The following is a 26,993-nucleotide window of genomic DNA, read 5'->3' as shown; positions in this document are numbered from 1 at the left end:
CGTTTTTTTTCAATATAAGGCGGGTCAGCATTGATTTTGAATGGGTTTTAGAAAAAAACTTACGCACAAAAAAATGCAGGATATGCACGTTTTCCAGCCCCCCATCAAACCACACCGGTATGAAATATGTACAATTGTGCCTTTTCTTCCTCTTATCCTGTGTCTTTTCCACCGCACAAATTTCGGGCCGGACAGCAGGGACCGCCGCCACCTCCGCAAAAGCCAGCATTCCCTTCAAATCCGCCACCAGTGCGGACAATCCGGTGCAAAAGATATTGCTCGACAGTAATATGATCGTAGATTTCAGTGGCGCCTGGGGGCGTGCGGCTTACTCAACTTTTCATTATTTTGACAGTAAGGCCGATCCCCGGAACGGTGACTTACTGGCAGACAGTACCAGTGGCAACACCTCCATCGGTGCAGAAGATTATTATGGTTATCGTCGTCACCGGCTCATCGGCGGAAATTTTCAACAACGATATCGCCTCCGCGAAATCTGGGTCTGCACCTCTCCTGCCAATCCCGTTGCAGACACGGTAGACATCACTATCGGGGACAGTGCCCGCTCCGCTACTTACCTCTACCAGTACACGAATAATACTCCCCCCTCCATTCGCATTATCACCAAAGGGGGTAAGTACGAATGGAAAAAAGTATGGGAGGGCGATACCATCGTTCAATATTTTCTCACCAGTATCCGCTGGAGAAAGATGTTCTACCAGGAAGGCGGCTACTGGATGGCGCCCGAAACCAATCTTACCGGGATCGTCTTTTATGGAGAACCTACCGGTACCGGCGATACCACATTCAATTATGCATCCGATGAAGTGGTAGCCCGCGCAGCTTCCCGCAGGGAGATCATCCGCAACCTCAATGGCTCCAATTACTACAATGTATTTCCGGTAAAGGATTGCGACAGCTTCACCATCATGAGGAAAGGCCTCCAGCAAACCAACCGCTTCTCTTACGATACGCTGGTGCTTCAACCCCAGCGCGATATTTCCTCTTCCGAATTCTATGATTCCGTTCTCATGTCTGTAATGACCGGTCGCAGGATGTACTACCAGATGATGGGGCCCAACTCTCACGTGCTCAAACAAACGAATTCCTACTCCTGGCGTCCCGTGGACGATACCGCTTCCGATCGCCGCGACCCGCTCAGTTATCGAACCCTCGGTAAGAATATGTACAGCATCGCTTACGCATACGGCTCCAATCCCGATGCAGATGATAAGTACACAAAACAAAAGAACGGTCACGTAAAAGCTACCGGAACGCATTGGGGTATCGAGCCGGGCAATGAACTCAATGGTGTTTATTTTCCCAATCAATGGCAGGACCCTATCGCCGCAGGCTGCATGATGCTGATGGCCACTGATGGCTGGAACAATAGGTGGGGCAAGGGTTTCGGCGCAAAGAATGCAGACCCGGATTTCAAAGTGTACCTTCCCGCCACCACCGGCCTCGATGTACAGTACCAACGCGCCGTGATCAAATTCCTGCAATATGCTTACAATACAGCACATCCTCCCATCGATTATGTAGGCTTCCACGCATACCCCGGCAGTTTAAAAAAAGGTGTTGGGCCTTTCTCCAGCGAACTGCGCGGCAGTCATATCACTTTCCCTTCGGATAAGGGATATTACCAGGATCAGCACAAAGCCCTGGAAGCCATCTATCGCGAATGGCGTGGATACGTTCCCGTTACCATCAATGAATACGGGGCAGACAAATCCTTTCTTCGCACCAAAACAGAGAACGGCATGTATGATACCACGCTGTTCGGTATAGTTCGGTACGATAAATATAATGAAGCGCAAAGCCTCGGCATTTTTCTGGTCAGCTCCAAACTGATGGGCGCCGCCACTTCCGAATCCGAGCGTGTACAATATGCTTTCAAGGACGATGAAGCGCCGAATCCGTCTTCACGTTACACCAATTACAGCGGCAGTGGTTATCTCTGGTACTACTATAATAAGAACTGGCAGCTGGATTCAACCAAGTACTGGGAGAACTATTACTATGATCAGGGCATCAGTCGTGAATTGTTCTGGTACGGGAACGGGCAGATCATCGATTCGGCAGGCGGCGGATTGTTCGTGATCAAATTCAGGCATAGCCAGGATCCCGCCAAAGTAGTGTATGCAGTTTGGAAAGACAGCAGCAGTACAGGCAAAGGCATTCCTGTGAATCTGCCTGTTGGTGCGTCAAGTAATGTTCAAAAGATGGTGGGCAGTTTCAAAAAACTACAACCAGCTTATTCTAAAGTAACAGTAAGGAATAGCCGCATTCAAACCACTGCAACTACGCTGCATCAATTCTTTTTTGTGACGGAAACCGCGGGGAGCAGTCGCTCGCGTCCCGGCAAGTGACCGGGCACAGCTTGAAACAAAATCGGCTGTCTGCAAAGCGGACAGCCGATTACTTTTATAAGACCAGATATTTTATACGTCGATCTTTGCGTATTTGGCGTGGCTTTCGATGAAATCGCGGCGGGGCGCTACTTCATCACCCATCAGCATACTGAAGATGCGGTCTGCTTCTGCAGCGCTCTCGATGGTTACCTGTTTGAGGGTGCGTGTCTCGGGATTCATGGTAGTATCCCAGAGTTGATCTGCGTTCATCTCACCCAAACCTTTGTATCGCTGGATGTTCACGCTGTCTTCTTTTCCACCGCCCAGTTTTTCTGTGAGGGCTTTACGTTGTTCTTCATTCCAGGCGTAGCCGGATTCTTTTCCTTTCTTCACCAGGTAGAGTGGTGGTTGCGCAATGTACACATAACCCTGCTCCACCATTTCTTTCATATAACGATAGATGAAAGTAAGGATCAGTGTGGCGATGTGGCTACCATCCACGTCGGCATCCGTCATGATGATCAGTTTGTGATAACGGAGTTTGACGAGGTTGAGCGCTTTGGGATCTTCGGGAGTTCCCACAGTAACACGAGGGCGGTGTACATGTTGCGGATCTCTTCATTCTCGTAGATCTTATGCTCCATGGCTTTTTCCACGTTCAGGATCTTACCACGGAGTGGCAGGATGGCCTGGAAGTTACGGTTACGGCCTTGTTTGGCGGTACCACCCGCCGAGTCACCTTCGACAAGGAAGAGCTCGCAACGATCGGCATCCCTGTCGGAGCAGTCGGCCAGTTTACCGGGCAGGCCGCCACCGCTGAGAACGCTTTTACGTTGAACCATTTCGCGGGCCTTGCGTGCAGCGGCTCTCGCCTGTGCAGCCAGGATCACTTTGGAGATGATATTTTTTGCTTCCTTGGGATTTTCTTCCAGGAAACGGTCGAGTACTTTTGAAACGGTGGAGTCTACAACGCCCATCACATCGCTGTTTCCGAGCTTTGTTTTGGTTTGACCTTCGAACTGAGGTTCGGGCACTTTCACGGAAATGATAGCGCTTAAGCCTTCCCGGAAGTCGTCACCTTCGATCTCCACTTTTGCTTTCTCGAAGAGGTTGTTCTTATCGCCATAGCTTTTGAACACGCGTGTAAGTGCGCGACGGAAGCCGGACACGTGCGTACCACCTTCGATGGTATTGATATTATTTACATAAGAATAGATATGCTCATGATAGCTGTCGTTGTAGGTCATTGCCACTTCAACGGCTACATTGGAAGCTTCATCCCTTCCTTCCACGTAGATCACAGTGGGGATAAGGGTGGAGCGGCCCGCATTCTTATCGAGCATCTCAACAAACTCTACGATACCACCTTCACTGTAGAAGGTTTTGGTATAGGAAGTACCGTCATCATCTTTCTCACGGAGATCGTTGAGCGTGATGCTGATGCCTTTATTGAGGTAGGCCAGTTCGCGAAGACGGCCTTCCAGAATATCTTTCTTGTAAAGTGTGGTGGTGAAAATGGTATGATCTGGCCAGAAGTGAACGTGAGTACCGGTAATATCACTGGTACCGATCTCACGAACGGGGTATTGCGGCGCCCCGATATGATATTCCTGCTCGAAGATCTTTCCTTCACGCTGAACGGTAACATGGAGTTTTGTGCTAAGTGCGTTTACGCAACTCACACCTACACCGTGCAAACCACCGGAAACCTTGTAGGTATTTTTGTCGAATTTACCACCGGCGTGCAGAACGGTCATAACCAGTTCCAGTGCGCTTTTCTTCTCTTTGGTATTGATACCGGTGGGGATGCCACGGCCATCATCCTGAACAGAAATGGAATTGTCTTCATGAATGGAAACGGTGATATTCTTACAATATCCGGCCAGGGCCTCATCGATGGAGTTGTCTACCACCTCATACACCAGGTGGTGCAAGCCTTTTTCGCCGACGTCACCAATGTACATCGCCGGCCGTTTCCGCACTGCTTCCAGACCTTCTAAAACCTGTATACTATCTGCACCATATCCGCTATTGGAGGGACTCAGGATTTCTGTAGTTTCTGTATCCATAAATTCGTCGAAAAATACTTCTGCAGTTTAAAAATGTTGATTCCTGCAAATGTACGAAAATTAAGGGTTTGAGGCGATTTTTAAGGCTTATTTTATCCCCGTTTTATACAGTTTATAACAGTGCTTTCACAGCCTTCCGCACAAGTGTAAAAATGCCTGTGCCGGCTTAGCAGATTATGCTGTGTGAATGCCTGTTTCAAGGGGAAATTCAACCGTAAAACAGGATGTTTCCCAAATAGAATATTTTTATTCGAATTGTTTTTGCCCGGTCATTTCAAGGCAATTTTTCCACAGTTGCGCCAAAGGCCCGCGAAGCGGGAGGCGGCACTCCTTTTGTTCGTACTTTTACTGCACGAATTTTGATGAACTATAGAGAACCTCTGCTTTCAAATTATGGATAAGAAAAAATACAACCAGATGGGCTTTGATTTCGGAGATGCTGATCCTGCTCAGGAATCCCCTGCAGCAGGTTTCAGGATCAAAAGCCTCAAGCCCGCTTCCCAGGCGGATGCTGGTGAAACAGAACAGGAAACGGAAAACCAGGCGAACCTTACAGCACAAAGCGGAGCGAACGGAGAAGAAGCACTTTCCCAACCAGCAGTGAATACAGCTCAACCGGGACAAAGCGGACTGACCATTGAGCTTGATCCTGCAAAACAGGAAAACGAAAACAATCCCAATAACGACAGCGAAGTAATCCAAAATACTCCGGTAGTTTCAGAAGCGGAAGCTCATGCACATACGCATGAGCCTGCCAGTGAAACCAGCCAGGAACAAGCTGTTGCAGAAGAAGCAGCTGATCCCATCTTTGCAGAACCGGTTGCAGAAACAACAATAGCAGAAGAGCAGAAAGTAAACGAAGGTGAGAAGACCGATGAAGAGCCAAAGCCTGAGGAGCCGAAAGCCGCTGTGCAACCAGTTCCTGCCAGCAATATACCTTCAAGGCTCACAAGGCCCGCGCAGGTATATGCAGTAGAAGAAAAAGTATCAGCGCCTTCAGGAAAAAAGGAAAACAGGAATATTGGATTCACACCGGCAAGTCAGCAGACCGGGAAGCCGCCAGTTGCTGCTGAAGAGAAGGCCGAAGCTCCTGCCAATGAAATACAGGATGCCAATGAAGCACAAACGCCTGTAAGCGATTTCAAGGCAGATGAGCAGCCAGTTGCAGAAACTGAAACACCTCAACAGGTTCAGGAATCACAGCCAACTGCCAACATTATCGCACCCCCTCAGGCAGCAGCGCCACCAGCTGTAGCAGAGCCTGTACAAGATGAAGATTTCATTTCCGATAACACAGGTCATGGTGTGAATTTCAACACACCCGAACCCGAACCTGAGCTTCCCAAAAAATCTACACGCGGCCGCAAATCATTGAAAACTCTCGATGCCGAAGCCGGCGCAATGAATATCCCTGAAGACTCCACGCTGTTCAAGCGCCAGTACTATAGTATCGGTGAAGTGGCAGGCATGTTCGGTGTAAACCAGAGCCTGCTCAGGTTCTGGGAAAATGAGTTCGATATTATTCAGCCCAGGAAGAACAGGAAGGGCGACCGGCATTTCCGCCCGGTAGACATCAAGAACCTGGAACTGATCTACGATCTGCTCAGAAGACGCAAGCTCACCATCGAAGGCGCCAAAGAATTCCTCAAAAAGAATAAACAGGCACGCGAAAGGTTTGAAATGATACAGTCCCTCCAGCAAATCAAGGGCTTCCTCCTCGAGATCAAAGCCACTTTGTAAAAAGGATTAATTCTACTAATTTTGTAGACTAATCATTCTTTATGAAGTACCTTTTGTCCGCTCTGTTTGTGGTGATCACCTTATCATCATTTGCACAAACACAATATGAAGTGATTGAAAAAAGTGGCCGCAGGATCCTGAAGGGAATCATCAATCGTGATCTGCTGGCAAATGACACTACCTTCAAATGGTTCCGGCAACAGCAGGAAGGCTATAAGCCGGACACAGAGATCGTTTCAAATATCAAATCCAAAGCAGCAGAAGTACAGTATCTCGTATTCGGTGGAACCTGGTGTGGCGACACACGTTTTCTCCTGCCTAAGTTCTACTCCCTGCTGGATGCTGCCGGTGTGAATGAAGACCGTGTAAGCCTGGTGGCAGTTGATTACAGTAAGAAGACCATCGGTAATCTCTCTGAAGCCTTCAATATCCAGCGCGTGCCAACTTTCATTGTATTGAAAGATGGAAAAGAAGTGGGTCGTGTTGTGGAATACGGCACAACAGGACAATGGGACAAAGAAATCAGCGAAATAGTTTCAGGAAAAAAGTAAGCAGTCAGTACTGCTTATTTTAATTTCCATGATATCCCGCCAATGGCGCCGATATACATTCCCTGCTGATGCTCATCACCAGCTTTCTCACTCCACATGAAATGGTTCACCAGGTCTACTCCCTTTCCGGAAGCAATATCGAAGTATACATAATTGAAAGTGGGGCCTGCAAAGATCTCCAGCTGATTACCGATCCTGAAACCTGGGAACACTCTCAGCGACCCACGGAAAAAATCCCCCTTCTTGAAATCATCCAGCGTGGCAGATGCCAGTTCCGTATACATCCTGAAATATTCAGACACCGGGAAATGCGCGCCTATAGCGCCTTCCAGGGCATACATAGTTTTTGAGGTTTTTCCATTGTAGCCTGCTCCAAGCACACCGTACATTCTTTTACCCCCAGACCTGAAGCCGCCGATCACTGTTCCCAGTTCATCAACAGTTACACGCACCGCCATCTCACCATTCTTCACAATGTTCACTAATCCAATGGGAGTGCCACTTTCAGCAATATTGATGAACCCAATCTGCACACCTTTCACATTCCTGGCGATATTGAGAAAACCACCTAATTGGGTATTCACATCCTGCCCGATATTCATGAATCCCGACAATTGCAGCTTCACATCTTTCGCCATATTCAGATAACCTGCTGCCTGGAATTTACCACCACTTCCTTTTGAATAATTAGCAAAGCCTGCCAGCTGTATGCCGGTGGAACTTTTTGAGGCATTCATGAATCCTGCCAGCTGTGTTCCTCTTGCCTCTCCTGTGAAGTTCATGAAACCCGCCAGCTGCGCGCCGGATGATTGTCCCCCGATATGATTGGAGAAGCCTGCAAACTGCGCCCCGCTTGCGTTTCCGAAGATCACATTCGAGAATCCGGAAAATGCGGCGCCGGTTTCATTCTTTGAAACACCAGCCAGTAAATGAAAAGAAAAATTATTGGTTGAAGCAGCCGCATTGGTGCCATGCGTGCTGATGGGATAGATGAGTCCGATATGTACGCCTCCTTTGCTGTTTTGCGATTGAGCCTGTACACTGCCGGTCATCAGTAACGATAATACGATGCATGCGACCTTCCTTCCCGGAATGCCGGTTGTGTAATTACTAACCATCATGTTGTGTGTATTTGTAGAAATTATGACAACATGAAATGGTTCTACCCCTATGCGTTATGAAATTATTAGCTTTCTTTCGTGACCACTATTTCATTCTCTTTGGCTGCCAGCCTGATATTCATTTCTTCCATCAAATCGATAATGGAAAGAAAAAGGTCCTGGCGCACTGCATTGAAATCCGCAACAGGAATGGGCGCCGTGAAAAATTCAAGTTGAACTATGAATGAGTTCTTGACGATATCTGCGAGAAAAACGGAAGAGCTTTCGATCTGATCTTTTCTTAGCTGCAGCAAATGCTGAATACCAAGCACCAGTTGTTGCACGGCTTCCTTTGGGGTATCTGCATTCAGTTCCAGCTGCATGAAACCTCTGCGCTGTGTACGTAGCGAAAGATTGTCCATTACACTGTCCACCATTTGCTTATTGGGCATGGTTACATATGTTTTCTGATCTGTGCGGATGCGCGTGCTGCGCAATCCTATCTTTTCCACTGTGCCGGTAATGGACTGCACTTTCACTATGTCGCCTACCATGAATGGTTTATCGATGAAGATAATAAAGCTTGCGATCAGGTTCTCCAGGCTTTCGCGGGTGGACAGTGCGATGGCAGCGCCACCGATACTCAGGGCGGTGATCAGGTTGGTGATGGGATAACTGAAAGCAAATTTCAGCACCATCAGGAATCCGATGATCACAAACATCACTTTGAAAAAATCCTTGAAGAAGACTACCAGCTGATTGTCCTGCTGGTCGTTTGCCTGTTCGGCTTTCTGGTGCAGGATCATGGCAACGAAATCGATGATGCGCAACAGCAGCCAGATGAAAGTGATGATCACCACAATGATGGCAAGGCCATCTATGAGGCTATGGAGAGATATTTTGTACACTTTTACATTCAGCACTTCAGGAAAACTGAGCTTGTCCAGCGAGATGATGCTCACTACCAGCAACAGGAATGTTTCCAGCGGAGACACAACCAGGTTCACGAAGCTGGGCTTATCGATACCTCTGGCGATCTTGCGCACAACACGGAACAGCAGGCCGGCGATATATCTTGATAAATATCTTTTCAGGAACAACACCAGCAGGATGGTGCCTGCCACCATCAAATAACTCCTGATCGTATTGTCCAGAATGACTGTGTCCAGAAATTTATCCATGCTTACAAAGTTACATTTTTCGCGAAAGGGATCAGCGGTACGAGAAGATCTCGAGCTGCTTTTCCCGAAGCAGGTAAATATTGGTGGGTGTGATCTTTATCTTCCTGGCATCCTGCATGCTTGCGGGGATGCTGTACTGTTGCAGGTTGAGCGTGCCCGGTTCGTATTTATAGAGTACATTGGCATCGCGGCCGAGAATGGTATTGCCGATCACCGTAAAATCGGTCCAGCCAAGAAAACGGATCCGGTTCTTGAATGTACCGTAGTAATCGAAAATATAAGCGCCTTTGGCGGGATCGTACAGGTATACCAGTTTATTCTGATCAACGATGAAGCCTGGTGAAGGAGTGGAATCGAAGAGCTGCCTGAAATCGTTGGACTGATCGATGGTACGGCCATCTTCGCCGATGCGTTTCAGTTTGCTTTCGAGCTCATCGTAGACCCAGATATTATTGTCGTAAGATTGCCCGATGGATTTTACCTGGAAGAGTTGCTGTCTGCGCAGATCGATGGTGCTGCGGGTATTGAGGAAGCGATCGAGGATAACGATGGTGCCGAAATCTTTGAAGTGCAGCAATACTTTCAGCGGATTGCTCACATCTATGAAATGGATCTTGCCGTACTGACGTACATTGTTGAACACGGCAAGTGAATCTCCTTTGGGGCTCATCTTTTTTAACTGTCCCGTTTGGTTCACCACATAGAGATTGCCAAGATTGTCTACATTGAAATCTGTGAATTCGCCGCTGATCACCCGCTCTGTTTTGAAAGCTGTATCGCTGAGCTGTTGTATACCCACCATCTGCGCATTTGCAGAGGGCAGCGTGCAGAGTAAGAGGCAAACAGCGATGGTGGCCAGTTTCAGCATGTCAACTATTTTCGTACAATATTTTTTTCCTGGTCTGATTCGCGGGTCAGCAGGTGCATATCCTTTCCGTCGAATATGGCGTAAGTGTAATAACGGATCCAGTCGCCCAGGTTGATATAACGGCTTTTCCCGTCATTCAGTGTGTAATCGATGGGCAGGTGACGATGCCCGAACACCAGGTAATCATAGAATTTCTTTTTCAGTTCCTCCTTGCAATAGGTGATCAGCCATTCTCCTTCTTCGCCGTAGAATGCGGCATCGTTCTGTCCGGTCACAGCCCTGCTTCTCCTGCTGCTGTAATTGGCGATCCCCATGCCAATATATGGTGGGAGGATGCCGAAAAGCCAGCGGCAGACAGGGTTACGGAAGATCTTCTTCAGCATTTTGTAACCATGGTCTCCCGGCCCCAATCCATCACCATGACCGATGAGGAACTGTTTGCCGTTGAACTCGAATTCCTGTGGTTCGAAATAGACGGGGATATTGAGCTCTTTCTGGAAATAGTCTGTCATCCACATATCGTGATTTCCCACGAAGAAATAGATGGGAATGCCTGCATCTGTAAGTTCGGCCAGTTTACCGAGCAGCCTCACATAACCTTTAGGCACAACCGTACGGTATTCGTACCAGAAATCGAACATATCTCCTACGATGAAGATGGCGCCGGCGCTGTGGCGGATCTCTTCGAGAAATGCCACGATCTTTTTTTCGCGCTCCAGGCTTGCTGCAGGGTTGGGCGCTCCGAGATGGAAGTCGGAGAGAAAATAAACTTTCTTATCGGGAGGTAACTGCATGTAAAAATATCATCTGAATTTTATGGGCTCAGCCTTTCTGTTTCCAATAACTGAGAGCATCGCCATTGGGGATCAATGGATGCCCGTCTGTTTCACGATTGTACCAGTAGATCCAGGCCGTGGTAATTACATTGCCATTCTTCACATCAACCGGTTCACGGCGGTATAGCGGTACTTCTCCTGCTTCTACCAGGAATCCTTCGTAATCGTCCAGTTGTTTGATGGCAAAGGAGAACTCATCAGCATGGTTCACTTTATACAGTTCGCCATGAATGAGGGCTGGTGGAGCTGCAGGAACAGCGCCGGGATATTCGCCGAGATCATAGATATTACCATTGGTAACGGCCGGGGAAACGAGTGTAAAATAACGGCTCACATATGTATAGGCAGGATGCTGGAACCCGCTTAACAATGATCCATATACGAAAAGGTGATGGATGTGCTGATTCATAGATTAATGGTTTATGCTACTGATCCACCAGGAAAACATATACTTCTTTTGGGCCGTGCACGCCTACAACCAGGGTTTTCTCGATATCCGCCGTGCGGCTGGGCCCTGTTGCAAAGGTGACGAGCGAAGGGAAACTGGCGCCATATTTTTCTTTCACCAGCTGGATGCCATCTTTCACATCGTACACCAGTTGATTGGTGCGGGCGATACAGATATGAACCGGCGCATATACGCTCACGGAGCGGCCGCTGGGGCCTGCTGCACTCATCACGATGGAGCCTGTACGAGCTATCAGGCTTTCACAGGATGTTATGGCTGCATCGCAGTTGGCTACTGAATCAAAAGCTGCCGGCGCAAAGCCGTTGCCAGCAAGGGTCTTAGACAGTTCTGTTTCCTGGTTGTAAATATGTTGCCAGTTATTGTGGGCCACAACAGCATTGAGCTGTGCGGCCAGTTCCTGCCAGGTTAAACAGAAAATGAACTTTCCCGTCAGCTTGGTGAACTGTTCTGCAAACTCCACTTCCAATTCCTGCCTGGAAGGCTGGTACACAGAACTATTGCCTTCACTTTGCGGAAAAGGAAGAGGCGTTGATTGGGTCAACGCCTTCCGTATTTTCTTTAAAATATTCTCTTTGGATGGTGAAACGCTCATGATTGCTTTTCCTGTTCGTTGCTCTGTACTGGATGATTGGTCACATTGCTATCATAAGGAGGAACGCCTTCGCTGATGGTTCCATTCTCTGAATGGTGCTCAGGGTTTCCATCAACATCGAGCGTTTTCTTTTCTTCAAACGGACGTTTACCGATCAGAGCTTCCACATCGCTCTGGAACAGTACTTCTTTTTCCAGCAGCGCTTCAGCCAGTTTAGCTACCTCTGTTCTTTTCTGAGACAATAACTCTTTTGTCTTCAGGTAACCGACGTCGATGAGCTTTCTAACTTCTTCATCGATCAGTTTGGAAGTTTCTTCAGAGTATGGCTTGGTGAAAGAGTTTTCAGCAGCAGGGTCGTAAAAGCTTACGTTACCTACTTTATCGTTCATACCATATACAGTGATCATAGAGTAAGCGATGCGGGTAACCTGCTGGAGGTCGTTCTGCGCGCCGGTAGAGATCTTGCCGAAGAAGATCTCTTCGCTGGCACGGCCGCCGAGGGTCATGCAGATCTGGTCCATCAGTTGATCTGTATTGTACAGGTATTGTTCTTTCGGAGTGTACTGGGCGTAACCGAGTGCAGCCACACCGCGTGGAACGATGGTTACTTTCAGTAATGGGTATGCGTGTTCCAGGAACCAGCCGCAGATAGCGTGACCGGCTTCGTGGTAGGCAATGATCTTTTTCTCTTCGGGAGAGATGATCTTGTTCTTTTTTTCGAGGCCACCGATCACACGGTCAACTGCATCCTGGAAGTCTTCCATCTCAACTGACTGTTTGCCTTTACGGGCAGCGATAAGTGCGGCTTCGTTACAGATATTCGCGATGTCTGCGCCGGCGAAGCCTGGCGTTTGTTCGGCGAGTTTATGGATATCAACTTTTTCAGAGATCTTGATGGGCTTCAGGTGCACTTTGAAAATATGCTCACGGCCTTTGAGATCTGGTTTGTCGATGGAGATCTGACGGTCGAAGCGGCCTGGGCGGAGGAGTGCGGTATCCAGTACGTCCGGGCGGTTGGTGGCTGCCAGAACGATGATACCTGATTCACCGGAGAAACCGTCCATCTCTACCAGTAACTGGTTGAGTGTGCTTTCACGTTCGTCGTTGCTCATGATGGCGTTCTTACCACGGGCGCGGCCGATGGCATCGATCTCATCGATGAATATGATACAGGGAGCTTTTTCACGTGCTTGTTTGAAGAGGTCGCGTACGCGGCTGGCGCCCACACCAACGAACAGTTCAACGAAATCGGAACCGCTCATGGAGAAGAAGGGAACCTGTGCTTCACCTGCCATTGCTTTTGCGAGCAGGGTTTTACCGGTACCGGGAGGACCTACCAGGAGTGCGCCTTTGGGTATCTTTCCACCCAATGCAGTGTACTTCTTGGGATTTTTCAGGAAATCCACGATCTCCATCACTTCCACCTTGGCTTCGTCCAGTCCTGCAACATCTGCGAAAGTGATATTTACTTTTGTTCCTTTATCGAAGAGGGTTGCCCTTGATTTTCCAATATTGAAGATACCGCCGGGACCACTTCCGCCCCCTGCGCCACCGCCCATTTTACGCATGAGCATGATCCAGATGAGGATGATCACAACCAGTGGGAGTAAGAGCTGGATCAGGGATCCGAACCATTCGCCTTCCTGGATGGGATTGTTCACAACAGGGGCAACATCGGGGTTCTTATCGTACCAGTCGCTCAGTTTCTTATCAAATTCTTTGGCGTCAACCACTTTGAATTCGAACTGCGGTCCTTTTTCAACGCTGGCCTGACTGTTCTTTGAAAGTTGTGATTTGTATTTTTCTACGCTTTCTTTTTTGAGATAAACCCTGATAAGGTTCTTATTGGTGACTGTGGTGATCTTGTCCACATCTCCTTTTTTGAGCATGGCGTAGAACTCGAGATCATTGATTCCTTTGGTGTCCGGGGTAAGGGATCCGAAAAGCTGGAAGCCCACAAGTACTGCAAAGATGATAGCCCAGACCCAATAGATATTGAACCTCGGGCCTTTTCGTTGTCCGTTGCCATCATCCCTGGGGCGCATGCGCGGAGGGAAATTTCTTTCGTTCTGTCTTGACTCGTCTGACATAATATGTTGTGTCTCTTGTTTTTCTGATTAATAATAATAAGACAAAATAGTTCAAAAAACAACCTGATCACTGGAAAAGCTCCTTTTTATTCCAGCGATCAGTTCCGGATCCTGATCAGACGCAGTCATCAGGAATGTTCATCCGCTGCGGCGTCACTCCACATTTCTTCCAGTTTGTAGAACTTGCGTGTTTCTGAATGCATAACGTGTACCACTACATTCACATAATCTGTGATCACCCATTGAGATGCCTGGCGGCCTTCATGGTGATAGGGTACTTCACCAGTTTTCTCTTTCACGTGCACCTCAACATAATCTGCAATGGCTTTCACCTGCGTGGTGCTGCCGGCATCGCAAATAATGAAAAAATCAGCAACTGCTTCGGGAATTTTTCGGAGATCGAGGGAAATGATGTTTTCCCCTTTTTTCTCCTGAATGGCGTGGATGATAGCTTTGATGATCTTTGAGCTCTTTGTTAACCTCGCTACACTGCTACTTTTGCGACGGGTAGCTAACATTGAAAGTTGTTCCAATAATTCGTACTTTTTGATGATCAATTTTTACCGCTAATATCTACAACAGCGCAGGCACCGAAACGTTCACTTGGAATGCCTATTTTCGTTGTTGTCAAAAATAGTAATCTTTTGTCACATCCCGCTATCTTACACACTATTGGCCGGCCTTTGACGGTATTGCCTTCAGTTGACAGCACCAACAACTATGCCATGGCCCTGGCCATTGAGGGCAAAGCGAAGCACGGAGCAGCCTTTTTTGCCCTGGAGCAAACCGCCGGGAAAGGCCAGAGAGGCCGGCAATGGCTGACGGCGCCCGGAGACAATATCATTCTCAGCACCATTATCAAACCTGGTGAGCTCCCTTTTTATCAGCAGTTTTGCTATCTGCCGCCATGGCACTGAGTTGTTATGAATTCTTTAAAAATTATGCGGGTGACGAAACCAGGATCAAATGGCCCAATGATATTTATTGGCGTGACAGAAAGGCAGCCGGCATCCTGATCGAAAACAGGCTGGAAACGGCCGGAGGACAGGCAATCTGGGATTGGGCTATTGTTGGGATGGGAGTGAACATCAATCAGGCGCGGTTCGATGGTGCATTCAGGAATCCCGTCAGCCTGAAACAGATCACAGGGCGGAACTTCGATGTGCAGGCGCTGGCCACCACGCTTTGCGAATACCAGGAAAAATGGTGGAAGAAATTATCGGCTGGGGAAGGTCGTGATATTCTTCGCGCTTATCATGAAGCGATGTACAGGATCGGAGAGAAAGTGAAATTGAAAAAAGATAGCAGTGTTTTTGAAACTAACGTCTGCGGTGTAACCGAACAAGGCCAGTTGCATACAAAGGACGTAATGGACAGGTACTTCGCAGTAGGTGAAGTGGAATGGGTTCTCGACTAACATCAATACAAAATTTATTTCAAACAACAAGGGGAAAAAAAACGCAGAATCGCGTTTTTTTTCCCCTTGTTGTTTCCCGGGTGCTCATCATCTTTACAAAGTCAACGATTCACGAACACTAAATGAAAACCGATGTCAAATGGAAAGTAATTCAATGATCGATCTAAGGATCCATGACCTCTGTAAGAACAAACTGAAGCTTGGTGACAGCGATGCCGCCATCATGAGTAAATGTGTACAGTTAATGTTTGCAGAGGAGCGGGATCTCTTATTGAAACATTACTCTGAAATTGAGCGTAAAGACAGGAAGGAATTTGAGGAAGCGCTGGACCTGCGGGTTGGGCTTATGGTAGAGCAAGCATATAACCTGCATAAAGATTTGTTTGAAAAAAAATTTCCCGGAGTGAATAATACGGACATCATGCAATGGATGTTCACTTACTTCGCCTTTGTGATGGGAGGTGTGGTAGCCATCCTGCTGATATTGCTGAAAAAATAATTACTTCTTTTTACCTACGGTGAATACCCGCGAGATATTGAAGCCAAACCGTATATCCCCTTTCCAGAAATCGTCCGTAGTGCCTGTTATAAATGCTTTTTCATTCATCCCCGTAGCATTGGTGAAATGCAATTGAAATACGTGACCGCCGGTTTCGATATCGAAGCCGACCGCCAGCATGTCTTTGGTGCCTGTCTGCCTGCCGGATAGAACTGGTTGGTAATCCAGCATGAAGGCGGTTCTTTTGGTGAGCTTCAGCCTGGATCCGATCCCAAGCGCGAATGTATTATTATGTCCATTGGCTGGCGCCAGGTTTCTGTGCACCAGTATCGGGTTCAGTTGCAGAGAGAAACTTTCCGTGAATTTTCTTCCGATGATGATCTCATGGAAATACGCAAGCCTGTCTTCGAAATCATAATTCAGTTCAGGGAATGCCCATGGAGCGGTATTCACTGTGATACCCGATACCCATACCACAGAAACAGGTGAACCGCCGGGATCATTGGATTGCCAGATGGGCCTGTATTTGATGAAGGCGTCCAGTTCCTTGCCAACATTGCTTCTGCCGAAGCCCGCCATCACGCGGTTGCTGAGGCCGTAGTCGAACCCTATACGCGTATTGGCCTGGTCAAGACCGAAAAGATTTTTAATTCCGCTGTTAACCGTTCCGAAACGGTGGAGGAAACGTACGTCCAGCACGCCTTTCCCTATAAACTCGATCGAGTGGTTGTTGATCACTCTCGATGATTTGAAAGCGTTGGTCACATGAGATCTGGCAGGCGTTTCCTCTTTCTTAAGTTCTTTGAGCAGGTCTGGCTCCTGCGCCTTTGCAACTCCGCAGGAGATCAGTATGGTGAATAATGCTCTGTATGCTCCGGACATTATGCTTCGTTTTGGTTATGTGTGAGGTGAAGATCAGTTAGCAAATCATCGTGATACTATTGCAGTGGTTGTAATGAACAGGCCACTGCAATACTCACGGTGTTGGAAAGATTATTCTTTACGATGGATGGTATCCTGATCTTGTAATCGGAGAGCAGGATAGTGAAAGTGGCATCCGCCTTCATCGCCCCCTGCTGTACTGTGAGCGTTCCATCCGTTGCCAGTTCCTGTGTGATACCGTGAATGGTCATTTTGCCTTTCACCTTCACGGGGTAGCTGCCGTCTTTCGACAGGTCAGGGAGTGGACTGTTGATCTGTCCTTTGAATTCGGCTGTCGGATACTTATCACTTTCCACGTAGTTCTCATTGAAATGTTCCTGCATCAGGGCTTTTTTGAACTCGAAGCCGCGCATCATAACAGAAAACTGGATCTGCCCTGTTTGAGCATCCAGTACGCAGGTAACTGTTTTGTTTTGCGCCTTTATTGTCTCCAGTATGCCTTTGGAAGAAAAAGATATCTGGCCTGTGCGGGTAAAGAATTTGCCCTGGGAAAAAACACTTCCCGTCAACACCAGGTAGAGTAATAATAAACTGATTCGCTGTTTCATAGTGTAGCTTTTTTCACGGAACAGTCAGGGGTTTCTGATCAATACCCCCTGTTGAAAACGATCTCATCGCCCAACAGGCCTGTTTGGTCTTTGCTGTATCCGTTAAGAATGCCTTTGATAGATACTATCATACCCTCTTGTATATCCGAAATTTCGTTCCATGGTCCTTCCATGGAGAAACGGATCGAAGCTCTTTGAAGGGAATCGCCTAAAATGACCGACACACCATTATTGGTAGTGTCTACAGACTTAACGATACCACGCACCGCCAGGACCCTTTTCCTGTATTTTTTATCCGCAAGGGTATCATCGCCGGCAAATTCGTGGATCAGGGTAAATGCGGTTAAGGTCTGATCAGGAGTTGCCAGTTTAAGGTCCTGGTTGGTGCGCTGGTATTGAAAATAACCGTAGAAGAACAGACCACACAAGAGGAGCAGTATTCCGGTGAATAGCCTAATTCGTTTTCGCGTAGCCATTCCTGTTAATTATTTGGACTGCCGGAATCGATCCAGCACACAATGCTTTTTATCTGTGCGTCTGTAAGGCTGCCTCCCTTGGGCATTTGACGGGAAATCACTGCTGCCCTGATACGTGCGGATGCGCTCTTGATCTGATCGTAAGTGGTCAGTGGTCCGGGGCCATTGGTACTTGCTCCGTCATGGCAACCGCTGAGTTGGCAACTGGCCTGGATGATAGGTTGCACATTTGCAGTGAAGGTTTTAGCAACGCCATCACAATTGATGCCGCCGCCTCCACCACCGCCACCAGGGTCTACAGGATCTTCCTTTTTGCTGGAGCAACTACAATAGATCAGCAGGATCAATCCTGCGAAGATTGAAACAGGCTTGTTCATTTTTTTTCGAATGTTGGTTCCTGTTTCTTACGAAGAACAAAATCATGAGGTTGCCTTGATAGCCGCCGTTCAATAAATAATTAAGTTTTGGTTTCTGGTTTTTTCGATGTATTCCTGGTTTGGTTTTTCTGAATTGGCATTGCTATAATCATGTCAGAAAAAAATCCCTGCTCTTTCCAGAACAGGGATCCTTTTTACCAAACCTTTGAACAAAAGCAATCCATGCAGGAGCCTTTTAGAAAAAGACCGAAGCAAGGATAGTCACTACCCGATACGGGAGCTGTTCATCTATACGCATCAAAGAGTGAAAAGGTTTCTTAAGCCAGTTCTTTCCATGCTTTCACGATCTCTTCTGCGTGTTGTTTGTTTTTGGGGCGAAGGAATATTTTCCGGATGATGCCTTTCTCATCGATCACAAAAGTAGTTCGGTGGAGGCCCATGTATTTTCTTCCATAGAGCTGCTTTTCTCCCCAAACTCCATATTTATCGATAATGCTGTGTTTGGGATCAGCCAGGAGAGTAAAAGGGAGTTGATATTTGGATTCAAACTTTTTGTGCTTCTCTATTTCGTCCGGGCTCACGCCCAATATCGTGAAGCCTTCATTTTTCAGTAACGTGAAATTATCGCGAAGGTTGCAGGCCTGTACTGTACAGGTGGGCGTATCGTCCTGAGGGTAGAAATACAGGATCAGTTTTTGTCCTTTATAGTCGTTGAGAGATACGGGATTTCCATTCTGGTCCACTCCTTTGAAAGCAGGCACTTTATCGCCTTCCTGTAAAATCATATTCGTTCTTTTTCAGAATTTATTGAGTTGTTTTTGCTGTTCGCCGGGAGGCAGCATATGCAACCATGAGTAAAGCTTGCATTCAATCCCGGGTTTCAGTTGCCTGGCTGGCGGGCTCTTCAAAAGCCGCCAGCTGTGGCGCTGATCCTATAACTCAGCGTGTGAAGGTAAAAGTTTTTGAAGTGGCATTACCTGCTTCGTCTTCAGCATAGATGGTAAGTTCATGTTTACCCGGAGGGCAATATTCATCGAAGCGGTAAATGAAAGTGCGGCCCTTATCATTGGTGAAGCGGAGCCATTTGCCGTCCAGTGTTGGTCTCACGTTTTTGAACTTATTGTAATTGTCTTTGATGGTGAATGATATCCGGGTGGCTTTACTGAGATCTGCGCCGTCTGTGAATCCAACAGGAACGATGGTTGGTGGCTCTTCGTCCACCAACAGCTGGTAAGTTCCAAAATCCCGGAAACGAGCGGAGGCCCAGTTGTTCTGCCATTCCACTTTCTGAACATCCTTTTTGGTTCCGGAGGTCCAGAGCATCACTGTTCTTTGCTGTTCTGTTGGCGTCAGGATCTTTGTGGGTTGGATCCTGACCAGGAAGGCTTCCTGCAGCGGAATATAACTGGCACCGATCGAGTGCTGGGCGGAAACCGCTTGCGGACTTGCGGAAGCTGACCTGTTGTACCGGATATGCACTGAATCATAAAGGCAGCGCTCACCAATATAGAATTCACAGTCCTCGCGCTCGAAGCCATCCAGCATCAGCGGATAGAACATCGGATTGTTCGCGGAAGTAGTGGATACGGCAGAAGCCGTACCGGGCTTGTATTGCACGCGGCATTCCAGCGTTGAGGAATTTAGATAGGTATCCTTTACTTCGATCCGGATCTTATGGATCCCGCCATCGCTCAGGTCAATCACTCCGCCCTGCGCTTTCTCGTTTTTGTAAATGGAGTTGATATAGCCGGGAAGGTCGAAGAGTTGTTGCAGCCAGGGGCCGCCACCGGACTTGGTCCGGTAATCGATATGCGCATTTAGGTAGCGGGTATCGTTGTAGCTGATATTATCCATCTGAAAACCCACTGCCGGCTGCTCATCTACATACAAGATGGATTCAAAGATCCCATTCAGGTTGGTGGAACCTGTATGGGTATCGAATGCTCCAATAGCGAAGCTGATCTGAGGAGAGGTAACAGTGATCAGTTCCGGGGTAGCAACGTATCTGGTCCCTCCAGTGAGTTTGACGGGGAAGATGCGGGCAGACTGCTCGTAAATGCTTTTGGTTCTGTCGTAGATCCCCATACGAAGAATGCGGGGAGGCACATTGTCTGTAAGCGGAAGCCCGAACAGCAGGGGATTGAGGTTGATATCGTCGGCTGTTCTGCGGACCTCGAAATGCAGGTGGGGAGCCTGCGATCCTCCGGTATTGCCGCTGTACGCGATAAAGTCGCCCTTCTTCACTGGAAACAGACTGGCAGGCGGTTCCAGGAAAACGCGCCATGATTGCTGTTTGTACTGCTGTTCTTTCACCCATGCCTCCAACTGCGGGTTGAAATCGTTGAGGTGAGCGTACAGGGTCGTATAACCATTGGGGTGATTAATGTAAAGTGCGCGCCCAAAGCCGCCCGGTTCGATCTTGATCCTGGCAACATACCCGTCTGCCGCAGCATGGACGGGCTGGTTCTCTCTTTGCCGGGTCTTAAGATCCAATCCCATGTGATAGTGATTGGGCCTGAGTTCCCCGAAGTTCCCACTGAGGTCGATGGGAATTGCTAAAGGGTTTCTGAAATAACCTTTCGGATAAATCGCCGGAGTAAAAACCTGCGCTGTCAGCATTTCACTACAGAGTAAAAAAACGATCACCAATATTCGCATTGCTCAGCTTTTATTTAACAAAGAAGTTACAAAACTACTGAAAAGAGGTTGGGGGCTTGACTGTATCGGTTTGTTTGTATTAAACTAATATTAAAAATGGGAAAAAGAGGTTACCCGGCACAGGAATGGGTATTAACATGAAAGGTAGATGGACATTGGATTCCGCCATGTTAAGTTATCAAAAATACCCACTTAGTGGTATGCTTTTTTCTAAACTATGGAACAGCATTTGGCGTATATAAATTGTCTATTGAAATATATGGAAACATGATGGTTTAATTCTACAAACTCGAGGTTATGAAAGCGATTATTAACAGGATGGTTTTACTACTTGCATTGACAGTAGGGTCGGTTGTTGGATTCTTCAAAGGAAATGAGGCGAAGCAGAAGTGGATCTTCAAAATCAGAAGCAGTTTTGATGAGAAGAAGCATCTGGCGGAGCAACGTAGGGTTATTCGCCAGGGTGGAGTTGCGCTGGACGATATCGAGATAGCTGCTTTCCACAATAGCTGAAGGTAACTCACTTAACGAAACTTAAGAATCTGCATATAAACCTTTACCGGTTAGGTAAAGGTTTTTTTATTGCCCGGCCCTGCCCGGGAAAGCTTGTTTTACTGCCTGTTCCGGCCTTTTCAAAAATTAATCCTCAAAATTCCTGCTGCTGCCTTACTTTTGCGCAATTTGTTTAGAAAAAAAACAGCTCTTCAAAAAATGCCAAAAGACACTTCTATTAAGTCAGTGCTCATTATCGGATCAGGTCCCATCATTATCGGACAAGCTTGTGAATTTGATTATTCCGGCTCTCAGGCTGCCCGCAGCCTGCGCGAAGAAGGAATTAAGGTCATTTTGATCAATAGTAACCCGGCTACTATCATGACTGACCCCATGATGGCCGACAAGGTTTACCTACTGCCACTGACAGTAGAAAGTATCGAACAGATCCTGGAAGAAAACCAGATCGATGCAGTTCTCCCTACTATGGGCGGTCAAACAGCCCTCAACCTCACCAAAGAGGCCGCTGAACTCGGCGTTTGGGAAAAATACAATGTAAGACTGATCGGGGTTGACGTGGAAGCGATCGACACTGCGGAAGACCGTGAGAAGTTCCGCCAGCTCATGATCAGGATCGGCGTTCCTGTAGCCAACTCCAAAGTAGCTAACTCCCTTCTCGAAGGAAAGGAATATGCACAGGAGATCGGTTTCCCCCTCGTTATCCGTCCTTCATTCACACTCGGTGGTTCAGGCGGTGGTTTCGTTCACGACAAATCTGAACTGGAAGCCGCACTGGACAAAGGTCTCAAAGCCTCTCCCATCCATGAGGTACTGGTTGAAAAAGCCCTGCTCGGCTGGAAAGAATATGAGCTGGAACTCCTCCGCGACAAAAACGACAACGTAGCCATCATCTGTACCGTTGAGAACGTAGACCCCATGGGCGTTCACACCGGAGACTCCATCACTGTGGCGCCTGCCATGACCCTCAGCGATACCGCTTTCCAGGAAATGCGCAACCAGGCCATCCTGATGATGCGCAGCCTCGGCAACTTCGCCGGTGGTTGTAACGTGCAGTTCGCTATGGACCCCTCCACTGAAAAACTGATCTCCGTGGAGATCAACCCGCGTGTAAGCCGTTCTTCTGCCCTGGCTTCCAAAGCCACTGGTTACCCCATCGCCAAGATAGCAGCCAAACTGGCTATCGGTTATACACTCGATGAACTGAAGAACCAGATCACCATGACCACTTCGGCTTACTTTGAGCCGGCGCTGGACTACGTGATCGTGAAAATGCCACGCTGGAACTTCGATAAATTCAAAGGCGCCAATGACACCCTCGGCCTCCAGATGAAGAGCGTAGGTGAGGTGATGGCCATCGGAAGAAGTTTTGCTGAAGCCGTTCAGAAAGCCTGCCAGAGCCTGGAGAACAATGCTGTTGGGCTGGGCTACTACGGCAAGAGCCAGATGCACGCAGAAGAGATCGTTGAATACATCAAAACTCCGAAATGGGATCGCATCTTCAGAATCAAGGATGCCCTCATGGACGGTATCAGTGTAGGCACCATCTCCAAAGCAACCGGTATCGACCGCTGGTTTGTGAATGAGATCCAGAAGATCGTTGACACGGAGAAGGAGATCGCCAAATACAAACTCAACACCTTACCTGTAGAACTGCTGAAAACCGCCAAGGACCTTGGTTTCAGCGATCAGCAAATTGCGCTGATCATGCAGGATGGTAAAGATGAGGACGTATACGAAAAGAGAAAAGCCGCCAATATCACCCGCGTGTACAAGATGGTTGACACCTGCAGCGCAGAATTTGAGGCCAAGACCCCATATTTCTACTCTTCTTTCGAGAATGGCAATGCCAACGAAAGCAAGGTGAGCGACAAGAAGAAAGTGATCGTTCTTGGTTCAGGTCCTAATCGTATTGGTCAGGGTATCGAGTTCGACTACTGCTGCGTACACGGTCTGCTGGCACTGAAAGAATGCGGCTACGAAGCCATCATGGTGAACTGTAATCCAGAAACAGTGTCTACCGACTTCGATATCGCCAACAAACTTTACTTCGAGCCAGTATTCTGGGAGCATCTCTGGGAGATCATCGAACTGGAAAAGCCAGAAGGAGTGATCGTTCAGCTTGGTGGCCAGACGGCCCTGAAACTCGCAGAACGCCTGTCTCAAAAAGGAATCAAGATCATCGGTACCTCCTTCGATAATATGGACATTGCCGAAGACCGCGGTCGTTTCAGCGACATGCTGAAAGAGCTGAAGATCCCTTACCCTGATTACGGTACCGCCTATACGGTTGACGAAGCCGTTGAGGTTGCCAATAAAGTAGGTTATCCTGTTCTGGTTCGTCCAAGCTATGTATTGGGTGGACAAAGAATGCGGATCGTGATCAACGACGAAGAAGTTGAAAAAGCAGTAGTAAGTCTGCTGAAGCATATTCCCGGTAACAAGATCCTGATCGATCACTTCCTGGACCGTTGCCAGGAGGCAGAGATCGATGCGATCTGTGATGGTGACGAAGTGCACATCATGGGTGTGATGGAACATATCGAGCCTGCCGGTATCCACAGCGGAGACAGCAATGCGGTTCTTCCCCAGTTCAATCTTTCTCCCATGATTGTTGAGACCATGGAAGAGTATGCAAGGAAAATTGCATTCAAACTGAATATCCGCGGATTGATCAACATACAGTTTGCCATTAAGGACAACAAAGTATATGTGATCGAAGCCAACCCAAGGGCATCCCGCACCACTCCGTTCATCGCGAAAGCCTATCAGATCCCTTATCTGAATGTAGCTACCAAAGTGATGCTGGGCGAGAACAAGCTCCGCGACTTCAAGTTCGTGAAACGCCTGAAAGGTTATGCGATCAAGGAACCAGTGTTCAGCTTCGAGAAATTCCCTGGCGTGAGCAAAGAGCTCGGACCTGAGATGAAATCAACCGGCGAAGCCATCCGTTTCATCAAGGACCTCCGCGATCCTTATTTCCGTCAGCTGTATAAAGACAGAAGCATGTACCTGAGTAAATAGTTCAGGTCTACATAAATCAAAAGGCGTATCAACCGATACGCCTTTTTTATTTTGGTCCCTGAGGAAACACTGATTTCGGTTATACTTCCACGAGTCCGCGTCTGATAGCATAGAGAACCAGACCGATCCTGGATTTCACTTTGAGTTTGTCGAACAGTGCATTTCTGTAATCGTCCACTGTTCTGGGGCTCACGTACATTTTCTGTGCAATGTCTTTATAGGTCATTTCCGAGCAGGCCCACTGCAGGAATTCTTTCTCTTTATCGTTGAGTACAATAGGTTCATCGGGGAGGTCGATGTCTTTGTGCAGGCCGCTGATCACTTTGCCTGATATATATTCCGAGAGGTAAAAATCTTTTTGCCACACAGAATCGAGCGCCAGTTTGAGTTCATCGGGGTCAGCATTTTTCAGGATATAACCTTTTGCTCCTAGACGAAGCATACGGATGATGATGCTTTCATCCGTGAACATGGAAAGGGCGAGGATCTTGATCTGCGGATAGTTCTTGTAGATCCATTTTGCGGTCTCGTAGCCATCGATATCCGGCATATTCACATCGAGGAGAACAATATCCGGCAGTACATTTTTTGCTATCTTTTCTTTCACTTCTTTTCCGTTTCCGGCTTCGAACACAACCTGGTAGTTCTCGAACGAACTGATGAGTCGCGCCAGTGCGTTGCGTAGCAGTGTATGGTCATCTGCCACTCCTACCAGTATTTTTTTATCACCTGTCATGGTTATCACTTTCGCTTTCGGGAGGCAAAGCTAATTTAATGGTGGTGGTAGTGCCCTGGCCGATGGTACTTTGCATATCGATTTCGGCTCCTACCAGTTTTGCCCGGTTGAAAATACTCTTTAGTCCGACACCGGAAGTAGAAGATACAGAATTTCTTTTTGCTTCGATGTCAAACCCTACTCCATTATCAGCCAAACGGAGAATAAATTGATGATCGTCTGTAAAGTTGATCGATATTTCTACGCGTGATGCCTGTGAATGTTTCAGGATATTATTGAGCATTTCCTGAAAGATCCGGAAGAGCATCACGGATTTTTGTTCGTCTAGTAGTTGTTCATAACCATCGATAGTGAATTCCACTTCCACTAGCCTGGATTTGCGCAGGCTTTCCACTTCAAAAGAGATGGCTTCCACCAGTCCGATTTGCGCGATCCTGTCGGTATGCAGGCTTTTGTTCAGACCGGCGAGATCGAGTACGGCTTTATTGAGGATATCTCGGGCATTTTGGATAGGTTCCCAGGCTTCGTGCTGTTTGTCTACCGGCAGAATGGCCAGGGAGAGTTTGACTACAGACAGGGATTGCCCGATATTATCATGAAGCTCCTGACTGAGCATTTTGAAAGTTTCTTCCTGAATTTCGAGTTGGGAACGGAGTGATTCTTGTTCAAAGAGATCCTTCAAGCGGGTCAGTTCCTGCTCTTGCTGGTGCTGTCTGCGTTGATAGGTGAAGAGAATGGTTACGATAAAACCTACCAGTAGCAGGGCCAGTAAACCACCGATAATTATAATAAAATAAATTTCCTGACCCTGGTTCTCCATAAAACAGGAATGGTATATGAATTTAGGTAAATGTTTGCAAGGGTAAAAATCCCGGAAATAACAGAGCAGGATAAGGCTTTACGCCAACAAAATACGTAATAAATTTTGGTAAAGGATTACCGTTGAGAGAGAAGTTTGGAAAAGGGGGGAAGTTTAGAGTTTGGGGATTTCTGGAAATTCAACAAATTCAATTTTACTGTATTTATGATTCACTAGAAATGCGACGGTAAAAAAAGCATATAGAGCATAATTACATATCATACAAACTAAAGTCATATTTCTTACGAACGACGTTGAAAGGCCTTTGAAAAAATGGATTCCAGAGAAATAAGTAAAAGTGATTGTGTGAAATAATACTAAACCTAGACATATAAATACGAGAGGATCTCTTCTAATATCTACTTCAATTGGGGTCTCAAAAAATTGCCACTTAAAGTAAAAAATACAAATTAGTACAATTAATAAGGCTCCTATCCCAAAAGAAATTGTATGAAATACATAGACCCCTTGAACAAAGAAGATGATATAAAATGCGAATAATGGGTAAATGACAATGAGACCTAGGATAATTCTTTTCATTATCAAATTAGTAATTCCTTTATACAAGATGAAGAAGTAAAACATGAATCCTAATACAGAGAAGAAATTAAATAAGTACTGATTATTTCCAGATCTTTCCTCGATAATTTTAGCCGCTACTTCTACTCCTAAAGTGATTAATAGAAATGGAGCGAAATATTTAAGATAAGTAGTCTTATTGAATCTGGAATAAGCAGTGAGACTAGTTAAGAAGGCTACAAGAATTGAAGTAAAATAGATCGACTGTGTTATTTGGTAATACATCAAGGTTTGCTTTTAATAATAAAAACTTCCTTCCTGTTTATCGAATCACAATATAATATTTTTTATCTATGTATTTTCACCTTCCGAACTTTCAAATTACACAAGAAAGCTATAATGAAGGATGTGTAAAGCAGAATATTTAGAATCATAACTATGGAAGCTAAATTCCTCATTATTACTCCTGATACACCATGAAGAAAATTCAGTAATCCAAAAAGAGGGAAGCTGCAGCAATAAAAAAACAATAAACCTGAACACATCCAAAATGCTGGTTCACGCTTTAAATCTACAGA

Annotated in this window: 26 protein-coding genes; 8 read left to right on the top strand and 18 right to left on the bottom strand. The window is 47.0% G+C overall.

Annotated features, from left to right (window positions below; all coding sequences use genetic code 11):
• The first annotated feature begins 119 nt into the window (after positions 1–119).
• The gene (locus FSB84_RS09005) at positions 120–2,372 is read left to right on the top strand and encodes a hypothetical protein (protein ID WP_130541878.1); all 2,253 of its coding nucleotides are present in this window, start codon (positions 120–122) and stop codon (positions 2,370–2,372) included.
• A 72-nt stretch (positions 2,373–2,444) separates the two neighbouring features.
• On the opposite strand, the gene FSB84_RS31805 is transcribed toward FSB84_RS09005, so the two are convergent.
• Together FSB84_RS31805 and FSB84_RS09000 are read right to left on the bottom strand one after the other, a co-directional pair.
• Positions 2,445–2,870: a hypothetical protein gene (locus tag FSB84_RS31805; RefSeq protein WP_455430517.1), complete on the bottom strand. Its 426-nt coding sequence runs from the start codon at positions 2,868–2,870 to the stop codon at positions 2,445–2,447.
• A gap of 5 nt (positions 2,871–2,875) precedes the next feature.
• A complete protein-coding gene (locus FSB84_RS09000; protein WP_455430516.1) occupies positions 2,876–4,423 on the bottom strand; it encodes an ATP-binding protein in 1,548 nt (515 codons plus the stop codon).
• Between the two features lie 393 nt (positions 4,424–4,816).
• Between FSB84_RS09000 and FSB84_RS30975 the strand changes: the two genes are divergently transcribed.
• Positions 4,817–6,163, top strand: a complete 1,347-nt coding sequence (locus FSB84_RS30975) for a MerR family transcriptional regulator (protein ID WP_225980021.1) — start codon at positions 4,817–4,819, stop codon at positions 6,161–6,163.
• A gap of 41 nt (positions 6,164–6,204) precedes the next feature.
• Positions 6,205–6,714 carry a thioredoxin family protein gene (locus tag FSB84_RS08990; protein WP_130541880.1) on the top strand — a complete coding sequence of 170 codons (510 nt, stop codon included), beginning with the start codon at positions 6,205–6,207 and terminating at the stop codon, positions 6,712–6,714.
• Positions 6,715–6,728: 14 nt separating this feature from the next.
• Here FSB84_RS08990 and FSB84_RS08985 read toward each other — a convergent pair whose 3' ends face one another.
• The 8 genes from FSB84_RS08985 to rsfS all read right to left on the bottom strand — a co-directional run bounded on the left by FSB84_RS08985 (position 6,729) and on the right by rsfS (position 14,368).
• A complete protein-coding gene (locus FSB84_RS08985; RefSeq protein ID WP_130541881.1) occupies positions 6,729–7,835 on the bottom strand; it encodes a hypothetical protein in 1,107 nt (368 codons plus the stop codon).
• A 65-nt stretch (positions 7,836–7,900) separates the two neighbouring features.
• A complete protein-coding gene (locus FSB84_RS08980) occupies positions 7,901–8,995 on the bottom strand; it encodes a mechanosensitive ion channel family protein (RefSeq protein WP_130541882.1) in 1,095 nt (364 codons plus the stop codon).
• Positions 8,996–9,026: 31 nt separating this feature from the next.
• The gene (locus FSB84_RS08975; RefSeq protein WP_130541883.1) at positions 9,027–9,863 is read right to left on the bottom strand and encodes a hypothetical protein; all 837 of its coding nucleotides are present in this window, start codon (positions 9,861–9,863) and stop codon (positions 9,027–9,029) included.
• Positions 9,864–9,868: 5 nt separating this feature from the next.
• Positions 9,869–10,657 carry a UDP-2,3-diacylglucosamine diphosphatase gene (locus tag FSB84_RS08970; RefSeq protein WP_130541884.1) on the bottom strand — a complete coding sequence of 263 codons (789 nt, stop codon included), beginning with the start codon at positions 10,655–10,657 and terminating at the stop codon, positions 9,869–9,871.
• A gap of 28 nt (positions 10,658–10,685) precedes the next feature.
• The gene (locus FSB84_RS08965) at positions 10,686–11,108 is read right to left on the bottom strand and encodes a gamma-glutamylcyclotransferase family protein (protein ID WP_130541885.1); all 423 of its coding nucleotides are present in this window, start codon (positions 11,106–11,108) and stop codon (positions 10,686–10,688) included.
• A 16-nt stretch (positions 11,109–11,124) separates the two neighbouring features.
• Positions 11,125–11,709 (bottom strand): LutC/YkgG family protein, encoded by a 585-nt coding sequence (locus tag FSB84_RS08960; protein WP_225980020.1) that lies wholly within the window; start codon positions 11,707–11,709, stop codon positions 11,125–11,127.
• A gap of 47 nt (positions 11,710–11,756) precedes the next feature.
• Complete coding sequence (ftsH, locus tag FSB84_RS08955; protein ID WP_207234269.1) at positions 11,757–13,850, bottom strand: ATP-dependent zinc metalloprotease FtsH; 2,094 nt, start codon at positions 13,848–13,850, stop codon at positions 11,757–11,759.
• Between the two features lie 128 nt (positions 13,851–13,978).
• Positions 13,979–14,368 carry a ribosome silencing factor gene (gene rsfS, locus FSB84_RS08950; protein WP_130541887.1) on the bottom strand — a complete coding sequence of 130 codons (390 nt, stop codon included), beginning with the start codon at positions 14,366–14,368 and terminating at the stop codon, positions 13,979–13,981.
• Between the two features lie 126 nt (positions 14,369–14,494).
• Here rsfS and FSB84_RS08945 point away from each other — a divergent pair, with 126 nt between their 5' ends.
• From FSB84_RS08945 to FSB84_RS08935, 3 genes are all read left to right on the top strand, one after another.
• The gene (locus FSB84_RS08945; protein ID WP_147122113.1) at positions 14,495–14,767 is read left to right on the top strand and encodes a biotin--[acetyl-CoA-carboxylase] ligase; all 273 of its coding nucleotides are present in this window, start codon (positions 14,495–14,497) and stop codon (positions 14,765–14,767) included.
• The gene (locus tag FSB84_RS08940; protein ID WP_147122111.1) at positions 14,758–15,267 is read left to right on the top strand and encodes a biotin--[acetyl-CoA-carboxylase] ligase; all 510 of its coding nucleotides are present in this window, start codon (positions 14,758–14,760) and stop codon (positions 15,265–15,267) included. Before FSB84_RS08945 ends, FSB84_RS08940 begins: the two co-directional genes overlap by 10 nt.
• A gap of 139 nt (positions 15,268–15,406) precedes the next feature.
• Complete coding sequence (locus FSB84_RS08935; protein ID WP_130541889.1) at positions 15,407–15,766, top strand: hypothetical protein; 360 nt, start codon at positions 15,407–15,409, stop codon at positions 15,764–15,766.
• Here FSB84_RS08935 and FSB84_RS08930 read toward each other — a convergent pair whose 3' ends face one another.
• The 6 genes from FSB84_RS08930 to FSB84_RS08905 form a co-directional block, all read right to left on the bottom strand.
• Entirely contained in the window at positions 15,767–16,648 is an 882-nt protein-coding gene (locus tag FSB84_RS08930) for a DUF5777 family beta-barrel protein (RefSeq protein ID WP_130541890.1), read from the bottom strand. It lies immediately after the preceding gene.
• A 56-nt stretch (positions 16,649–16,704) separates the two neighbouring features.
• Entirely contained in the window at positions 16,705–17,256 is a 552-nt protein-coding gene (locus FSB84_RS08925; RefSeq protein WP_130541891.1) for a YceI family protein, read from the bottom strand.
• A 38-nt stretch (positions 17,257–17,294) separates the two neighbouring features.
• Positions 17,295–17,732 (bottom strand): OB-fold protein, encoded by a 438-nt coding sequence (locus tag FSB84_RS08920; RefSeq protein ID WP_147122109.1) that lies wholly within the window; start codon positions 17,730–17,732, stop codon positions 17,295–17,297.
• Positions 17,733–17,737: 5 nt separating this feature from the next.
• Positions 17,738–18,109, bottom strand: a complete 372-nt coding sequence (locus FSB84_RS08915; RefSeq protein WP_130541893.1) for a c-type cytochrome — start codon at positions 18,107–18,109, stop codon at positions 17,738–17,740.
• Positions 18,110–18,426: 317 nt separating this feature from the next.
• On the bottom strand, positions 18,427–18,894 hold the full coding sequence (gene bcp, locus FSB84_RS08910) for a thioredoxin-dependent thiol peroxidase (protein ID WP_130541894.1): 468 nt from the start codon (positions 18,892–18,894) through the stop codon (positions 18,427–18,429).
• Positions 18,895–19,048: 154 nt separating this feature from the next.
• A complete protein-coding gene (locus FSB84_RS08905; protein WP_158643823.1) occupies positions 19,049–20,608 on the bottom strand; it encodes a M23 family metallopeptidase in 1,560 nt (519 codons plus the stop codon).
• Between the two features lie 456 nt (positions 20,609–21,064).
• Between FSB84_RS08905 and FSB84_RS08900 the strand changes: the two genes are divergently transcribed.
• Positions 21,065–21,280: a hypothetical protein gene (locus tag FSB84_RS08900; protein WP_130541896.1), complete on the top strand. Its 216-nt coding sequence runs from the start codon at positions 21,065–21,067 to the stop codon at positions 21,278–21,280.
• Between the two features lie 198 nt (positions 21,281–21,478).
• Positions 21,479–24,301, top strand: a complete 2,823-nt coding sequence (gene carB / locus FSB84_RS08895) for a carbamoyl-phosphate synthase large subunit (protein WP_130541897.1) — start codon at positions 21,479–21,481, stop codon at positions 24,299–24,301.
• 79 nt (positions 24,302–24,380) lie between these two features.
• Here carB and FSB84_RS08890 read toward each other — a convergent pair whose 3' ends face one another.
• Positions 24,381–25,037, bottom strand: coding sequence for a response regulator transcription factor (locus FSB84_RS08890; protein ID WP_130541898.1), 657 nt, complete (start codon positions 25,035–25,037; stop codon positions 24,381–24,383).
• Positions 25,027–25,857 carry a sensor histidine kinase gene (locus FSB84_RS08885; protein WP_130541899.1) on the bottom strand — a complete coding sequence of 277 codons (831 nt, stop codon included), beginning with the start codon at positions 25,855–25,857 and terminating at the stop codon, positions 25,027–25,029. Before FSB84_RS08885 ends, FSB84_RS08890 begins: the two co-directional genes overlap by 11 nt.
• Between the last annotated feature and the right edge of the window lie 1,136 nt (positions 25,858–26,993).

It is taken from the genome of Pseudobacter ginsenosidimutans (assembly GCF_007970185.1).
Classification (GTDB): Bacteria; Bacteroidota; Bacteroidia; order Chitinophagales; family Chitinophagaceae; genus Pseudobacter; species Pseudobacter ginsenosidimutans.
The sequence above is the reverse complement of the archived record's forward strand: the minus strand, read 5'-3'. Positions and strand labels throughout refer to the sequence as shown.

Bases quoted from the DNA above. Each gene is read 5' to 3' on its own strand.
- FSB84_RS09005 (WP_130541878.1), top strand. From the start codon at position 120: ATGAAATATGTACAATTGTGCCTTTTCTTCCTCTTATCCTGTGTCTTT.
- FSB84_RS31805 (WP_455430517.1), bottom strand. From the start codon at position 2,870: ATGACGGATGCCGACGTGGATGGTAGCCACATCGCCACACTGATCCTT.
- FSB84_RS09000 (WP_455430516.1), bottom strand. From the start codon at position 4,423: ATGGATACAGAAACTACAGAAATCCTGAGTCCCTCCAATAGCGGATAT.
- FSB84_RS30975 (WP_225980021.1), top strand. From the start codon at position 4,817: ATGGATAAGAAAAAATACAACCAGATGGGCTTTGATTTCGGAGATGCT.
- FSB84_RS08990 (WP_130541880.1), top strand. From the start codon at position 6,205: ATGAAGTACCTTTTGTCCGCTCTGTTTGTGGTGATCACCTTATCATCA.
- FSB84_RS08985 (WP_130541881.1), bottom strand. From the start codon at position 7,835: ATGATGGTTAGTAATTACACAACCGGCATTCCGGGAAGGAAGGTCGCA.
- FSB84_RS08980 (WP_130541882.1), bottom strand. From the start codon at position 8,995: ATGGATAAATTTCTGGACACAGTCATTCTGGACAATACGATCAGGAGT.
- FSB84_RS08975 (WP_130541883.1), bottom strand. From the start codon at position 9,863: ATGCTGAAACTGGCCACCATCGCTGTTTGCCTCTTACTCTGCACGCTG.
- FSB84_RS08970 (WP_130541884.1), bottom strand. From the start codon at position 10,657: ATGCAGTTACCTCCCGATAAGAAAGTTTATTTTCTCTCCGACTTCCAT.
- FSB84_RS08965 (WP_130541885.1), bottom strand. From the start codon at position 11,108: ATGAATCAGCACATCCATCACCTTTTCGTATATGGATCATTGTTAAGC.
- ftsH (WP_207234269.1), bottom strand. From the start codon at position 13,850: ATGTCAGACGAGTCAAGACAGAACGAAAGAAATTTCCCTCCGCGCATG.
- rsfS (WP_130541887.1), bottom strand. From the start codon at position 14,368: ATGTTAGCTACCCGTCGCAAAAGTAGCAGTGTAGCGAGGTTAACAAAG.
- FSB84_RS08940 (WP_147122111.1), top strand. From the start codon at position 14,758: ATGGCACTGAGTTGTTATGAATTCTTTAAAAATTATGCGGGTGACGAA.
- FSB84_RS08935 (WP_130541889.1), top strand. From the start codon at position 15,407: ATGGAAAGTAATTCAATGATCGATCTAAGGATCCATGACCTCTGTAAG.
- FSB84_RS08930 (WP_130541890.1), bottom strand. From the start codon at position 16,648: ATGTCCGGAGCATACAGAGCATTATTCACCATACTGATCTCCTGCGGA.
- FSB84_RS08925 (WP_130541891.1), bottom strand. From the start codon at position 17,256: ATGAAACAGCGAATCAGTTTATTATTACTCTACCTGGTGTTGACGGGA.
- FSB84_RS08920 (WP_147122109.1), bottom strand. From the start codon at position 17,732: ATGGCTACGCGAAAACGAATTAGGCTATTCACCGGAATACTGCTCCTC.
- FSB84_RS08915 (WP_130541893.1), bottom strand. From the start codon at position 18,109: ATGAACAAGCCTGTTTCAATCTTCGCAGGATTGATCCTGCTGATCTAT.
- bcp (WP_130541894.1), bottom strand. From the start codon at position 18,894: ATGATTTTACAGGAAGGCGATAAAGTGCCTGCTTTCAAAGGAGTGGAC.
- FSB84_RS08905 (WP_158643823.1), bottom strand. From the start codon at position 20,608: ATGGGATTGGATCTTAAGACCCGGCAAAGAGAGAACCAGCCCGTCCAT.
- FSB84_RS08900 (WP_130541896.1), top strand. From the start codon at position 21,065: ATGAAAGCGATTATTAACAGGATGGTTTTACTACTTGCATTGACAGTA.
- carB (WP_130541897.1), top strand. From the start codon at position 21,479: ATGCCAAAAGACACTTCTATTAAGTCAGTGCTCATTATCGGATCAGGT.
- FSB84_RS08890 (WP_130541898.1), bottom strand. From the start codon at position 25,037: ATGACAGGTGATAAAAAAATACTGGTAGGAGTGGCAGATGACCATACA.
- FSB84_RS08885 (WP_130541899.1), bottom strand. From the start codon at position 25,857: ATGGAGAACCAGGGTCAGGAAATTTATTTTATTATAATTATCGGTGGT.